The sequence below is a fragment of the Mammaliicoccus sp. F-M27 genome (assembly GCF_022387115.1).
Classification (GTDB): Bacteria; Bacillota; Bacilli; order Staphylococcales; family Staphylococcaceae; genus Mammaliicoccus; species Mammaliicoccus vitulinus.
In genome coordinates, this window is record NZ_JAJNIE010000007.1 from 85,167 (window position 1) to 100,609 (window position 15,443).

Consider the following 15,443-nt stretch of genomic DNA (forward strand, 5'->3'; position numbering starts at 1 on the left):
AAGGTTTTTATGAACGCATTGTTAGATAGAATGAATGACGAACAAAAACAAGCAGTCAAAACAACGCAAGGTCCATTACTTATTATGGCAGGTGCTGGTAGTGGTAAGACGAGAGTATTAACACATAGAATTGCGTATTTATTAGGTGAGAAAGATGTTTCTCCTTACAATGTTTTGGCTATCACATTTACGAATAAAGCGGCTAAAGAAATGAAAGAAAGAATTAGTCATTTAGTTGGTCCTGAAGCTGAAAGTATTTGGATATCAACATTCCACTCAATGTGTGTAAGAATCTTAAGACGCGACATTGATCGTATAGGGATTGAAAGAAACTTTACGATAATAGATCCTACCGACCAAAAATCAGTGATTAAAGAAATTTTAAAGAAGGAAAATATAGATAGTAAAAAGTATGAACCTAGAACGTTTATAGGGGCTATATCTAATTTAAAAAATGAATTAAAAACTGCTGAAGACGCTGAAAAAGAAGCGAATGATTTTTATGCAATGATGGTTGCACGCGTTTATAAAGGTTATCAAGATAAATTATTACGAAACCATGCGCTAGACTTTGATGATTTAATTATGATGACGATTCAATTGTTCAACCGTGTACCCGAGGTATTGGAATTTTATCAAAATAAATTTCAATATATTCATGTTGATGAATATCAAGATACGAACAAAGCACAATATACACTTGTAAATTTATTAGCAAGTAAATTTAAAAACATTTGTGTAGTAGGTGACTCTGACCAATCTATTTATGGTTGGAGAGGTGCAGATATTAAAAATATTCTATCTTTTGAAGAAGATTATCCAAATGCACAAACGATTTTTCTAGAACGTAATTATAGATCTACAAAAACGATCTTAACAGCAGCCAATGAAGTGATACGAAATAATTCAGAGCGTAAACCAAAAGCTTTATGGACTGATAACACTTCTGGTGAAAAGATTAAATATTATGAGGCTACAACAGAAAGAGACGAAGCAGAATATGTAATTCGTGAAATATTAAAGAAAAAGCAAGAAGGTTACAACAATCAAGATATTGCTATTTTATATAGAACAAATGCACAATCTCGTGTACTTGAAGAGACGTTCTTAAAATCGAATATTCCATATACGATGGTCGGCGGTACAAAGTTCTATGATCGAAAAGAAATCAAAGACATTCTTAGTTATTTGAGATTAGTTTCTAATAGCAATGATGATATCAGTTTCGAAAGAATTATTAATATACCTAAACGTGGAATAGGACCAACTTCAGTTCAAAAAATTGCTCAATATGCGGCGATGAATAACTTGAGTTACTTCGATGCGTTAGGTGAAGTTGATTTTATTGGATTATCTAAAAAAGTCACGCAAGAAGGTGCTGACTTTTATGAAATGATGAACAATTTCATGCAACAACAAGAATTTTTAACGATTACTGAACTTGTTGAACAGATTCTTGATAAATCTGGATATAGACAAATGTTAGAAAATGAACAAACAATTGAATCTCAAAGTAGACTTGAGAATATAGACGAATTCTTATCAGTACCTAGAGATTATGAGAAGAATACACCTATAGAGGAACAATCACTGATGAACTTCTTAACGGACTTATCATTAGTTGCTGATGTTGATAATGCAGATTTAGAAGCAGGCGTGACGTTGATGACTATGCACTCAGCTAAAGGATTAGAGTTCAAAGTTGTCTTCATCATTGGTATGGAAGAAAGCATTTTCCCTCACTTTAGAAGTTTACAATCAGGCGAGGAACATGAAATGGAAGAAGAACGTAGAATTGCATATGTTGCTATAACGCGTGCTGAACAAGAACTACATTTATCTCATGCAACTACTCGTACATTGTTTGGTAGGTCTCAAGCTAATTTGAAATCTAGATTCTTAAAAGAAATTCCAGAAGATCTATTAGATGGTGTTAAACCAAAATCTTCATTTAAATCTCAGCAAACTTCTACACCGAAACGCGGATTTGCTGGACGTATGAATACACAACAAAAACCTGCAACATCTTGGAATGTTGGTGATAAAGTTACGCATAAATCATGGGGAGAAGGTATGGTTAGTGCGGTGAATGACAAGAATGGTTCAGTTGAGTTAGATATTATATTTAAAAAAGAAGGACCAAAACGTTTATTAGCTCAATTTGCACCAATTGAGAAAAAGGGAGAGTAAACTATGGATGGATTAAAGACAAGAATTGATGAACTTCATCAATTGTTACATCGTTATAATCACGAATATCATGTATTAGATAATCCAACTGTACCTGATAGTGAATACGATAAATTACTACATGAATTAATTTCTATAGAAGAACAATATCCTGAACTTAAGACGCCTGATTCACCAACTGTTAGAGTTGGTGGGGCGCCGTTATCTCAATTTGAGAAAATAAATCATGACACACCTATGTTGTCTTTAGGTAATGCTTTTAACGAAGAAGATTTAAAAAAGTTTGATCAAAGAGTAAGAGAGAAAGTCAGTAATGTTCGCTATACATGTGAATTGAAAATTGATGGTCTTGCTGTTTCATTAAAGTATGTTGATGGACGTTTTGTACAAGGTTTAACACGTGGAGATGGTACAACAGGCGAAAACATCACAGAAAACTTAAAAACGATTCATGCTATTCCATTAACAATTAAAGAACCACTTTCAATAGAAGTACGTGGTGAGGCTTATATGCCTAGAAAATCATTTATGTCTTTAAATGAAATTAAAGAACAAAATGGTGAACAACTTTTTGCAAATCCGAGGAATGCTGCTGCAGGTTCGTTAAGACAGCTCGATTCAAAATTAACAGCAAAGAGAAAGCTTGATATATTCTTATATAGTGTAAATGATTTAACAGAAATTGAAGCGGCTAGCCAATCTGAAGCATTGAATAATCTAGATGAACTCGGCTTCAAAACTAACAAAGAAAGAGAAACCTTTGATGATATAGAAGGTGTACTATCTTTCATAAATAAATGGACTGAACAAAGAAATGAATTATCTTATGATATTGACGGCATCGTCATTAAAGTAGATGATTTAAGCCAACAAGAAGAACTTGGTTTTACACAAAAATCACCGAGATGGGCAATTGCATATAAATTCCCGGCAGAAGAAGTATTAACTACTTTAAAGGACATTGAGTTAAGTATTGGTAGAACGGGTGTCGTAACACCAACAGCAATATTAGAGCCTGTTAAAGTAGCTGGGACAACTGTATCAAGAGCATCTTTACATAACGAAGACTTAATACATGAAAAAGATATCCGTATCGGCGACAAAGTCATCATCAAAAAAGCAGGTGACATCATACCGGAAGTCGTTAGAAGTATCGCTGAAGATAGAAATGAAGATAGTGAAGTTTATCATATGCCTACGCATTGCCCAAGCTGTGAACATGAGCTAGTAAGAATTGAAGGAGAAGTAGCTTTAAGATGTATTAATCCTAAATGCCGAGCTCAACTCGTTGAAGGCATGATTCATTTTGTTTCTAGACAAGCTATGAATATTGATGGACTAGGTGATAAAATAATAGAACAGCTTTATCAAAATGATAAAATTAAAGATGTAGCTGATTTATATTATTTAACAGCAGAAGATTTATTACCTTTAGAAAGAATGGGCGAGAAAAAAGTTCATAATTTATTAACAGCTATCGAAGCATCAAAAGAAAAATCGCTTGAACATTTACTGTTTGGTTTAGGTGTTAGACATCTTGGAACGAAAGCAAGTCGTGTCATATCTGAACAATACGAATCCATTGATCGATTGTTCGAAGTGACCATTGATGATTTAATTTTAATACCTGATGTAGGACATAAGATGGCTCAATCACTTGTTACTTATATGGAAAATGAAGATATTAAAGTATTAATTGATAAGTTAAAACAGAAAAATGTTAATATGACTTATAAAGGTATTAAGCAATCTGATATAGAAGGACATCCTGATTTTAGTGGAAAAACTTTCGTGTTAACTGGTAAAATGACAGAGATGGCAAGACCTGAAGCTACAAAAATCATTCAATCGCTAGGCGCAAAAGTAACAGGAAGTGTGACGAAAAATACAGATGTCGTTATTGCTGGTGAAGATGCAGGTTCCAAGCTAGAAAAAGCTGAGAAATTAAACATTGAAGTTTGGACAGAAGAAGATTGGTTAAACAAATATCGTAATATCAATGAATAGAGGTTAAAGATATGAAAAAAGGATTTCTTATTTTAGCGTCTGTAATAATGCTTACAGCATGTTCATCAGATACTACTCAAAAAGACAATCAAGAAAAGTCTGATAAGGAAAAAGAGCAAACAAAACAAATATCTACAGGTATGCAAATTTCTAGTGACTATTACCGTACGTTACTACCATTTAAAGTAAGTGCAGCTAGAGGTTTAACACAAGACAATATGATTTCTAGCTATAACAGTGAAGCATTCGAAAGTGGTTTACTAGATATCAGTAAACAAACATTTTCGCCAGATGATTACTTATATAGAGATGGTCAATTTTTAGATAAAGATACAGTGAGAGCATATTTAGCGCCTAAATATACTAAAGCAGAAATTAAAGCCATGAGTGATGAAGAGAAAGAACAAAGTAAGGCAGGGGAAAATTTAGGTTTAAACCCAACTCATAATGGCGAAACAGATCCTGAAAAGATAGCTGAAAATTCACCTACATACTTATCTCATATAATCGAACAAGATTATTTCACAGAAAGTGATGCTAAAAAGCAAAAAATTTCTGGAATGACAATTGGTCTAGCGATGAATAGTGAATACGTTTATCAAAAAGAAGACTATGGTGAAACGTATACTAAAAAGTTAGATTCTAAAGAAGTTGAGAAAAAAGGTAAAGAGATGGCTGAAGAAATATTGTCTCGTTTACGTGTGAGAGATGATTTGAAAAACGTTCCTATTAACTTTGCGATATTTATACAATCAGGTGAAGGTGACATTAAACCTGGTAAATTCATAGCTCATGCTTCTAGTGAAGGTGGCAAAAGAACAGTGAAGAATTGGGAAAAAGTTAACCAAAAACATGTCACAATTCCATCTTCAGAAGCATCAGATTTAGATGAAAATTTAAATTCGAACTTTGAACAGTTTAACCAAGACTTACAAAAATATTTCCCTAACTTCACACAAGCTGTTGGTACAGGTAAATTTGATGATGATAAACTAACAGATCTTGAAATTAAAGTTCCGCTTGATTATTACGGGAAAGCTGAAGTAATAGGGGTTACACAATATGTAGCTGATTTATCTCAGAAGTATTTCAAAGGTGTAGATGATCTTGAAATATCCATTGTTGATGGGGAAGAACCACAAGCTTTAATTACAAAAACTAAAGATGATGATGAACCCGAAATTCATATTTATAAATAAGCATCATAAAAAGGGTCTGGACATTAACATTCCTAGTTAACATAAAAGAGCGTAAATTCTTCGAAAAATAAGAATTTACGCTCTTTTTATTATAATTTTTATACATACAGACCATCTATGTTGCTTGTTTAGTAAGTCTTGCAACATTCGGACCATCTATGTTGCTTGTTTAGTAAGTCTTGCAACATTCGGAGCTTCTATGTTGCTTGTTTAGTAAGTCTTGCAACATTCGGAGCTTCTATGTTGCTTGTTTGATGAGTCTTGCAACATACGGACGTTCTATGTAGCTTGTTTAGTAAGTCTTGCAACATTCAGACCTTCTATGTAGCTTGTTTGTTAAGTCTTGCAACATTTAGTATGTACTTAAAAGAACAAACGAAAAAATATAAGAAAAATGAATATTCCTTACGATTTTGTGAAGTGCTGACGCCCGGGGGAATAGTATGAGTGAGAGACTACAGGCTCGAACCATACCCCTAGGCAAGCATGCACGAACAAAATCGAATATTTCACTAGAATATTTTATAAAAAATAACAACTCATTTCTAGCTGAATAAATCAGTGAAATGAGTTGTTATTTATTTTGAGTTGGGGTTTATATCCCAAGCACTTTATTTAATTAGTCTTCTTTTAAAATTTGTTTCATACGATCTAAACTAGCAATAACATCTTTAGAAGGTTTTTTAGTAAATGAACTTACTACAATAGTAACAACAACATTCGTTAAGAAACCTGGAATGATTTCATATAGTTCGAAAATGCCGCCATGATCTTTCATCATAATCCAGAATAATACAACGATAGATGAAGTCACCATACCTGCAATAGCACCATTCTTACTTAAACCTTTCCAATATAATGACATTAATACTAGTGGACCAAATGCAGCACCAAATCCTGCCCATGCATTACCAACAAGGTTAAGAATTGTGTCGTTCGGCGTCCAAGCTAGCAATATAGCTACGATCGCAACTACTAATACTGCAAATCTACCTACCATAACAAATTCTTTATCTCTATCTGGTGCAAAACCTCTTTTTTTAGTTATAATTCTGTAGAAGTCTTGTGTTAAAGCACTTGATGTTACTAATAATTGAGAAGATATTGTGCTCATAATAGCTGCTAAAATAGCTGCTAAGAAGAACCCACCAACTAAAGGATGGAACAATACTTGACTCATTAAAATAAATATTGTTTCAGGATTGTCGATTGTTTGGCCTGAATCATGAATGTAAGCAATACCTGTTAAACCTACTAAACATGCACCTATTAATGAAATTGCCATCCAACCTATACCAAAACGTCTAGCTTTAGGTAATAATTTGTGAGATTTAATGGACATAAATCTTACTATAATATGTGGTTGACCAAAATAACCTAGTCCCCATGCGATTAGACCGATAATACTAATAGCTGAAGTTCCTTTAAATAAATCTAAGTTTGTAGGTTTAACTTCTGCAACTGTATTAAATGTGTCTAAACCATTTAACGTTAATAATGCAGCAATAGGTACCATTACCATTGCTATTAACATGATGACACCTTGGAAGAAATCTGTAAGTGAAACAGCTAAATATCCTCCGAAGAATGTATATAACACTACTATACCGCCAGTTAATATAATGCCTAGTCTGTAATCTATTCCGAAAGCACTTTCGAATAATGTACCACCAGAAACCATACCAACTGAAGTATATAACGTAAAGAATACTACTATGATAATGCCTGAAATAATTTTTAATACATGTGTATCATCTGCGACACGCTTTTCAAAGAAATCTGGAATTGTAATTGCGTTACCATTGTGTTCAGTATATACACGTAATTTCGGTGCTACTAATATGTAATTCAACCATGCACCTACTGTTAAACCGATTGCTAGCCATGTTGCTGATAATCCAATGCTGTAAACTTCACCTGGAAGTCCCATAATCATCCAACCACTCATATCGGATGCACCAGCGGATAATGCTGTTACATAAGGACCTATACTACGGCCACCTAGCATGTACTCATCTAAATTACTAGTTGATTGTTTATAAGCGTAATAACCAATCGCTAATAAAACTATAAAATAGACTAAAATCATGAAGTAAGTCTGCCAGCCTGAAGCAACTCCAGCACTAGCGTCAATCTGTCCTAAAATAAACATATTCCCGCTCCTTTATTTTTTTATAAATTTTAAAGTTGCACGTTGACTATTATACACAAATGAAATTTTATTCAAAGGGTAAAAAGTAAATTTTGCGTATATTCAGTCTACCATGTTTATTAAATTGTGTCACAATTTAGCCATAATTTAACCTTTTGAAAGGTCGCTTAATGTCCCGTATTATAGGTGTTTGCGTCAATCGCGATTATCTATTTTTCAGAGTTCATTATATTAATCAATAAATTTTCAAAAAAGTTTAATTTTTTAGTATATTTTCCATTTCATCGAACTTTGCAAGGTCTTTACCAATAGGTGCTTTAGTAAATAGGCTAACGACAATTGTTGCAACTATACTTGAAATAAATCCTGGAATAATTTCATAGAATTCAAAAATACCACCGTGATTTTTCATGAGTATCCAGAAAATAACGACGACAGAACCGCATATAATAGCTGCAATTGCACCATATTTAGTAAGACGTTTCCAATACAAAGATAACAATACGAGCGGACCGAAAGCTGCACCGAATCCAGCCCATGCATTACCAACTAAATTTAAAATCGTATCATTAGGATTCCAAGCGATATACATAGCGACTAATGAAACGATTAATACCGATAAGCGACCTACAAGAACAAATTCTTTTTCGTGATCTTTATCTTGTAATGTTTTGCCTCTTAATAACATATAAAAATCTTGCGTTAATGCACTTGAAGTTACAAGAAGTTGTGAAGAAATCGTACTCATGATAGCTGCTAAAATAGCTGCTAGGAAAAATCCAGCAATAAGCGGATGAAATAGAATTTGACTCATAACGATGAATATCGTTTCAGGATTATCTACTTTGACATTTGGTTGCGCAACAAATGCGATGCCTATAAGCCCTGTAACACAAGCACCCATTAAAGAAATTGCCATCCACGAAATTCCAATTCTTCGAGCTTTAGGCATTAACTTATGAGATTTTATAGACATAAAACGTACTATTATATGTGGTTGTCCAAAGTAACCTAATCCCCAAGCAAGTAAACTAATGATTCCAACAGTTGTTGTTCCTTTGAACCAATCTAAGTTTGTAGGCTTTAATTGACCGACCTCTGAAAATGTATCTAAGCCGTTTAATTTTAATAAAGCAACAATTGGTACAAGGACTAGAGCTAAAATCATAATGACACCTTGAAAGAAGTCAGTTAATGAAACAGCAAGATATCCACCAAATAATGTGTATAGAATAACGATGCTCGCTGCAAGTACTAAACCTAAATGGTAATTCATACCAAAAGCGCTATTGAATAACACACCACCAGCAACCATTCCTGAATGTGTATATAAAGTGAAGAAAACGACAATAACTAATCCTGAAATGATTTTAACAATTCTTGTGTTATCTGATAAACGCTTTTCAAAATAATCAGGTAAAGTAATCGCGTTATCAGTAAGTTCAGTATAAATTCTTAAGCGTGAAGCTACTAATATGTAATTTAACCAAGCACCAATTGTCAGACCGATAGCGATCCAAGTAGCAGATAAGCCTGTACTATATACTGAACCAGGCAACCCCATAATCATCCAACCACTCATATCTGAAGCGCCAGCTGAAAGGGCAGTAACGAGCGGGCCTAAGTCTCTTCCTCCTAACATGTATTCATCAAGCGTACTTGTCGAACGTTTGTAAGCATAAAATCCAATTGCTAATAAAATTGCAAAATAAACAGCAATCATGACATATGTTTCCCAAGAAGTTTCGACCTTAACATTTTTAAAAGTATTTCCAAGTATAAACATGAAAAACCACCTCTCACTCATTGACATAAAATTCAGAAAAATTTTCTGATAATTTATTATACACAATGTATGCGCTTTCCTGTAGCTATTTTTCAATAACTTTAGATTTTTATATGAAAATTTGTTAAAATTATATGATGTTAGATTAACTAAGGAGGCGTCGCACATGACGAAGGTAACATCTGAGCAAGTTGAACATGTTGCTAATTTAGCTAGACTTGAAGTTTCACAAGACGAAGTCAATGAATTCACACAATCTTTAGAGAAGATCTTAAATTTTGCGGGACAATTAGATGAAGCAGATACTGAAAATGTTGAACCAACATTTCACGTATTAGATTTACAAAATGTTCTAAGAGAAGATAAGAGTGAATCAGGAATTCCTCAAGAACAAGCATTGCTTAATGCTAAAGAAAAAGAAGCGGGACAATTTAAAGTTCCAGCTATTATGAATGAGGAGGACTAGGGCATGACAATTCGTTATGAAACAATTGAGCGTTTATCAGAAATGATTAAAAATAAAGAAATTAAACCGTCTGAAATTGTAAGAGATATTTTTGAAGCAATTGAAGCTGATGATATAAATGTCAAAGCATTCTTAGCTTTAAACAAAGAAGAAGCAATTAAAAAAGCTGAAGAGCAAGACAAATTACAAGCTGAAGATAAAATGGAAGGAAAGTTATTTGGTATTCCAATGGGTATCAAAGATAACATTATTACTGAAGGTGTAGAAACGACATGTGCAAGTAAAATGTTAGAAGGCTTTATTCCGATTTATGAATCAACAGTAATGAAACAATTGAATGCTGAAAATGGTATTTTAGTTGGTAAATTAAACATGGATGAATTTGCAATGGGTGGTTCAAACGAAAATTCTTACTTTAAGACAACCGTTAATCCATTCGATCATAAAGCTGTACCTGGTGGTTCATCAGGTGGTTCAGCTGCAGCAGTAGCAGCAAGTTTAGTACCATTTGCTTTAGGTTCAGACACTGGTGGTTCAATACGACAACCAGCATCATATTGTGGTGTTGTTGGTATGAAACCTACATACGGCCGTGTATCACGTTTTGGATTAGTAGCATTTGCTTCTTCATTAGACCAAATTGGACCAATTACACGTAGTGTTAAAGATAACGCATTAATTTTAGAAACAATTTCTGGACACGATGCTCAAGACTCTACAAGTGCGCCAATTGATAATGTAGATTTTACATCTGAAATCGGTAAAGATATTAAAGGATTAAAAATAGCTGTTCCTGAAGAATTTATGGGATCAGGTGTTTCTGAAGATGTTAAGCGTTCAGTTGAAGAAGCAGTGAAAACACTTGAGTCTTTAGGTGCAACTGTTGACCGTGTGTCATTGCCAAATACGAAATATGGTGTTGCAAGTTATTATATTATTGCATCATCAGAAGCTTCAGCTAACTTAGCTCGTTTCGATGGTATCCGTTATGGTTATCATTCAAAATCAGCTCATACACTTGAAGAATTATATAAAAAGTCTCGTGGAGAAGGTTTTGGCGATGAAGTTAAACGTCGTATTATGCTAGGAACATTTGCATTAAGCTCAGGTTATTATGATGCTTACTACAAAAAAGCTCAAAAAGTACGTACTTTAATTAAACAAGATTTCGAAAAAGTATTTAATGACTATGATGTTATCGTAGGACCAACAGCACCAACAACTGCATTTAATATTGGTGAACAAGTTGATGACCCATTGACAATGTATGCTAATGATATTTTAACGATTCCAGTTAACTTAGCAGGTGTACCATCTATCTCAATTCCTTGTGGTAAATCTAATGGTCGTCCAATTGGTTTACAAATTGTTGGTAAACCATTCGATGAAAAAACATTATACAAAGTTGCTTATCAATACGAAACTCAATTTAACTTACATGATGACTATAAAACATTACAAGGAGTGTGAAACTGAATGCATTTTGAAACAATAATCGGCTTAGAAGTACACGTCGAATTAAAAACAGAATCAAAAATGTTTTCACCATCACCAGCTCATTTTGGTGCGGAAGCTAATACAAATACAAATGTTATTGACTTAGCATATCCAGGTGTTTTACCAGTAGTTAATAAGACTGCTGTAGACTGGGCTATGCGTGCAGCAATGGCATTAAATATGGACATTGCAAGAGAATCAAAATTCGATAGAAAAAACTATTTCTATCCAGATAATCCAAAAGCTTATCAAATTTCTCAATTTGACCAACCAATCGGTGAAAATGGCTGGATTGATATTGAAGTAGATGGAGAAACAAAACGAATCGGCATTACACGCTTACACATGGAAGAAGATGCTGGTAAATTAACACATAAAGATGGCTATTCATTAGTAGATTTAAACCGTCAAGGTACGCCATTAATTGAAATCGTATCAGAACCTGATATTCGTTCACCTAAAGAAGCATACGCTTATTTAGAAAAATTACGCGCAATCATCCAATATACAGGCGTATCAGACTGTAAAATGGAAGAAGGTTCATTGCGTTGCGACGCGAACATCTCATTACGTCCATATGGTCAAGAAGAGTTCGGTACAAAAGCAGAGCTTAAAAACTTAAACTCATTTAATTATGTGCGTAAAGGTTTAGAACATGAAGAAAAACGTCAAGCAGAAGTATTGTTAGCAGGCGGAGAAATCTTACAAGAAACACGCCGTTTTAATGAATCAACAGGAGAAACGATTTTAATGCGTATTAAAGAAGGTTCAGATGATTATCGTTACTTCCCAGAGCCTGACTTAGTGCCATTATATGTTGATGATGAATGGAAAGAACGCGTGCGTAAAACGATTCCTGACTTACCGGATGTTCGTAAAGAACGTTACGTAAATGACTTAGGATTACCTGCATATGATGCACATGTATTAACTTTAACTAAAGAAATGTCAGATTTCTTTGAAGAAGCTATTAAACATGGTGCAGATGTAAAATTAACTTCTAACTGGTTAATGGGCGGAGTTAATGAATATTTAAACAAAAATCAAATCGAACTTAATGATACTGCACTTACACCTGAAAACTTAGCAGGCATGATCAAGCTAATAGAAGACGGTACAATGAGCAGTAAAATCGCTAAAAAAGTATTCCCAGAATTAGCGAAAAATGGTGGAGACGCTCATCAAATTATGAAAGACAATGGTCTAGTTCAAATTTCTGATGAAGCAACACTATTAGGTTTTGTTACTGAAGCATTAGATAACAATCCACAATCAGTAGAAGACTTTAAAAATGGTAAAGGCAAAGCAATGGGCTTCTTAGTTGGTCAAATTATGAAAATTTCAAAAGGACAAGCTAACCCACAAGTTGTTAACCAATTATTAAAATCAGAATTAGAAAAAAGATAATCAATTTAAAGAGAAATAGAAACATCTCATCACTAGACATAAATTCTAGCGGTGAGATGTTTTTTTGATGTCTAGAATAATAAGTTTATTTTTATAATGAAACGAGTAAAGATATATCGTCAACTTGTAGATGAATGACAAGAAAAATTTTACGTAATATATTCAGAACGAAAAGACACTCATCATTTTTTACTTTCTTATATTTAATATATGCTTTAATATAAAGATATAAGAAAATACAAGAGGGATCACAATGAAGAAAAAAGCGAGAATCATTTATAACCCAACATCAGGAAGAGAATTATTTAAAAGGGCGTTACCTGATGTTTTAATCAAATTAGAACAAGCTGGCTATGAGACAAGTGCACATGCGACAACGAGTGCTGGTGATGCTACGAAAGCAGCTAGAGAAGCTTTAAAGTATGATTATGATGTAATCATTGCAGCTGGTGGAGATGGCACATTAAATGAAGTGATTAATGGCATTGCTGAAGCTAAAAAGCGTCCGAAACTAGGATTGATTCCTATGGGTACTGTTAACGATTTTGGTAGAGCGCTTCTGATACCGAACAGTATTATGGAAGCAGTAGATACGATCATTAAAGGTGATTTAGTTCCTGTAGATGTAGGTAAGATGAACAATCGTTATTTTATAAACATTGCTGGCGGTGGGAAAATTACAGAAGTTTCTTACGAGGCACCAAGTAAGCTTAAAACGATGGTAGGTCCATTAGCTTATTACATTAAAGGTATAGAAATGTTACCTCAAATTAAAGCTACTGATATTCGTATTGAATATGATGGTAATGTATTCCAAGGTGAAGCAATGATGTTCTTGATTGGCTTAACAAATTCAATTGGTGGCTTTGAAAAGTTAGTGCCTGACGCTGACATTAATGACGGCAATTTCACATTACTTATTTTAGAAAAAGTGAATTTTGCAGAACTTGGTCATATTTTAACACTTGCTTCTAGGGGTGAACATGTCAATCATCCTAAAGTTCATTATACAAAAGCTAAAACGATAAACGTTTCATCTTTTGAACAAATTCAACTAAATGTAGACGGAGAATTTGGTGGCGTATTACCTGCTAATTTCTTAAACTTAAAGCAGCATATTCAAGTTTTCTCTAAACTTGAAAGAGTGAAGAGAGAGCATGGGATTGAGACAGTAGAAAGAGAACGAGAAAGATTACACGAAGAACAAACAGAAGAATAAATACATAGGGACATTATTTTGTCCCTTTTTTCTATGTTTAATGTGAAAGAAGGAGTTATTATGGCAGGTATAGTAAATAAGAATGAAATATATACAGGACAAGTTATTGATTTTACACATGAAGGTCACGGTGTCGTAAAGTTTGATCGTTATCCGATTTTTGTACCAAACGCAATAAAAGATGAAACGATTAAATTTAAAGTCATTAAAGTAAAAAAGCAATTTGCTATCGGTAAATTGATAACGATTAAAGAAGCATCTGAAAATAGAGTAGAAGCACCATGTGAATATTATAATGTGTGTGGAGGATGTCAGCTTCAACATTTAGGTTATTCAGCACAATTAGAAATGAAAAAAGAACAAGTTGTAAACTTGTTCAAGCGTAAGTCAAACTTCGAAGATACGATCATTCATGACACTATCGGTATGGAAAATCCATGGCAATATCGAAATAAATCTCAAATACCAGTGGGTAGAAATAGAGAAGGTGAAATCGAGCTTGGATTCTATAGACAGAGAAGTCATGATATCGTGAATATTGATCATTGTATGATACAAGATGAAAAGCACGATCAAATTATGATTAAACTGAAAGCATTGTTAGAACAAATTAATATAAGTGTTTATAACGAGCAAAAGCATAAAGGGGAATTAAGGCACATCATATTGAGAAGCGGGTATTATACTGGCGAAACAATGATTATCTTTGTTACGAATAGTAAACAATTAAGCCATAAGAACAAGATTATAGAATATATTACAGCAGAATTTGATAACGTGGTCAGCATTAAACATAATATAAATTTAGAAAAATCAAACGTTATTATGGGTAACACATCTCATACATTGTTTGGAGAAGATACGATTACAGATAAATTATCAGAATATCAATTTAAAATATCCGATACATCTTTCTATCAAATTAATCCAGTGCAAACAGAAAAATTATATCGTAAAGCATTAGAATATGCTCAATTAGATGGAGAAGAAACGGTTATAGATGCATATTGTGGTATAGGAACGATAGGCTCATACATGTCACAACAAGCAAAACACGTATATGGCGTTGAAGTCGTAGAACAAGCTATAGAAAATGCGAAAGAAAACGCAGAAATCAATCATATTGATAATGCAACATGGGAAGCAGGAAAAGCAGAAGAAGTCATATTAAAATGGCAAAAAGAAGGCATAAAGCCAGAAGTTGTTATGGTCGATCCACCTAGAAAAGGCTGTGACCAAACATTTATAGAAACTTTAATAGAACTGTCACCAAAGAGAATTGTCTATATATCATGTAATCCAGCAACACAAGTAAGAGATGTAGAAATATTAAAAAGAAGCGGTTATCAATTAAAAGAAATTACACCAGTTGACATGTTCCCACATACAACACATGTTGAAACAGTCGCTTTAATAGAAAAAATAATTGAATAATTGACGCTTAACTACCCATCTGAATAGCTGGGTAGTTTTCTCTTGTTGAGCTTTATGGTTGTGTGTAATCGCATACATCTGTATAA

The 15,443-nt window shown here is 33.5% G+C and carries 10 protein-coding genes; 8 read left to right on the plus strand and 2 right to left on the minus strand.

Features of this window, described 5'->3' with window-relative positions; all coding sequences use genetic code 11:
* The first annotated feature begins 9 nt into the window (after positions 1-9).
* The 3 genes from pcrA to LQ598_RS08605 are packed head-to-tail and all read left to right on the plus strand — an operon-like array spanning position 10 to position 5,396.
* Positions 10-2,190 carry a DNA helicase PcrA gene (pcrA, locus tag LQ598_RS08595; RefSeq protein WP_107559421.1) on the plus strand — a complete coding sequence of 727 codons (2,181 nt, stop codon included), beginning with the start codon at positions 10-12 and terminating at the stop codon, positions 2,188-2,190.
* A gap of 3 nt (positions 2,191-2,193) precedes the next feature.
* Positions 2,194-4,197 (plus strand): NAD-dependent DNA ligase LigA, encoded by a 2,004-nt coding sequence (ligA, locus tag LQ598_RS08600; protein WP_107559422.1) that lies wholly within the window; start codon positions 2,194-2,196, stop codon positions 4,195-4,197.
* 11 nt (positions 4,198-4,208) lie between these two features.
* The gene (locus LQ598_RS08605) at positions 4,209-5,396 is read left to right on the plus strand and encodes a CamS family sex pheromone protein (RefSeq protein WP_016911699.1); all 1,188 of its coding nucleotides are present in this window, start codon (positions 4,209-4,211) and stop codon (positions 5,394-5,396) included.
* Positions 5,397-6,015: 619 nt separating this feature from the next.
* Here the strand turns inward: LQ598_RS08605 and putP (LQ598_RS08610) are convergent.
* Positions 6,016-7,548, minus strand: a complete 1,533-nt coding sequence (gene putP / locus LQ598_RS08610) for a sodium/proline symporter PutP (protein ID WP_107559183.1) — start codon at positions 7,546-7,548, stop codon at positions 6,016-6,018.
* Between the two features lie 256 nt (positions 7,549-7,804).
* Positions 7,805-9,334: a sodium/proline symporter PutP gene (putP, locus tag LQ598_RS08615; RefSeq protein ID WP_239745421.1), complete on the minus strand. Its 1,530-nt coding sequence runs from the start codon at positions 9,332-9,334 to the stop codon at positions 7,805-7,807.
* A 166-nt stretch (positions 9,335-9,500) separates the two neighbouring features.
* On the opposite strand from putP (LQ598_RS08615), the gene gatC reads away from it, so the two are divergent.
* From gatC to rlmD, 5 genes are all read left to right on the plus strand, one after another.
* Complete coding sequence (gene gatC, locus LQ598_RS08620) at positions 9,501-9,800, plus strand: Asp-tRNA(Asn)/Glu-tRNA(Gln) amidotransferase subunit GatC (RefSeq protein WP_016912144.1); 300 nt, start codon at positions 9,501-9,503, stop codon at positions 9,798-9,800.
* Between the two features lie 3 nt (positions 9,801-9,803).
* Positions 9,804-11,270 (plus strand): Asp-tRNA(Asn)/Glu-tRNA(Gln) amidotransferase subunit GatA, encoded by a 1,467-nt coding sequence (gene gatA, locus LQ598_RS08625; RefSeq protein ID WP_103322930.1) that lies wholly within the window; start codon positions 9,804-9,806, stop codon positions 11,268-11,270.
* Between the two features lie 6 nt (positions 11,271-11,276).
* Complete coding sequence (gatB, locus tag LQ598_RS08630; protein ID WP_016912142.1) at positions 11,277-12,704, plus strand: Asp-tRNA(Asn)/Glu-tRNA(Gln) amidotransferase subunit GatB; 1,428 nt, start codon at positions 11,277-11,279, stop codon at positions 12,702-12,704.
* Between the two features lie 253 nt (positions 12,705-12,957).
* Entirely contained in the window at positions 12,958-13,923 is a 966-nt protein-coding gene (locus tag LQ598_RS08635) for a diacylglycerol kinase (RefSeq protein ID WP_016912141.1), read from the plus strand.
* Between the two features lie 60 nt (positions 13,924-13,983).
* Positions 13,984-15,357, plus strand: a complete 1,374-nt coding sequence (gene rlmD, locus LQ598_RS08640) for a 23S rRNA (uracil(1939)-C(5))-methyltransferase RlmD (protein ID WP_107592871.1) — start codon at positions 13,984-13,986, stop codon at positions 15,355-15,357.
* The last annotated feature ends 86 nt before the right edge of the window (positions 15,358-15,443 follow it).

Bases quoted from the DNA above. Each gene is read 5' to 3' on its own strand.
- pcrA (WP_107559421.1), top strand. From the start codon at position 10: ATGAACGCATTGTTAGATAGAATGAATGACGAACAAAAACAAGCAGTC.
- ligA (WP_107559422.1), top strand. From the start codon at position 2,194: ATGGATGGATTAAAGACAAGAATTGATGAACTTCATCAATTGTTACAT.
- LQ598_RS08605 (WP_016911699.1), top strand. From the start codon at position 4,209: ATGAAAAAAGGATTTCTTATTTTAGCGTCTGTAATAATGCTTACAGCA.
- putP (WP_107559183.1), bottom strand. From the start codon at position 7,548: ATGTTTATTTTAGGACAGATTGACGCTAGTGCTGGAGTTGCTTCAGGC.
- putP (WP_239745421.1), bottom strand. From the start codon at position 9,334: ATGTTTATACTTGGAAATACTTTTAAAAATGTTAAGGTCGAAACTTCT.
- gatC (WP_016912144.1), top strand. From the start codon at position 9,501: ATGACGAAGGTAACATCTGAGCAAGTTGAACATGTTGCTAATTTAGCT.
- gatA (WP_103322930.1), top strand. From the start codon at position 9,804: ATGACAATTCGTTATGAAACAATTGAGCGTTTATCAGAAATGATTAAA.
- gatB (WP_016912142.1), top strand. From the start codon at position 11,277: ATGCATTTTGAAACAATAATCGGCTTAGAAGTACACGTCGAATTAAAA.
- LQ598_RS08635 (WP_016912141.1), top strand. From the start codon at position 12,958: ATGAAGAAAAAAGCGAGAATCATTTATAACCCAACATCAGGAAGAGAA.
- rlmD (WP_107592871.1), top strand. From the start codon at position 13,984: ATGGCAGGTATAGTAAATAAGAATGAAATATATACAGGACAAGTTATT.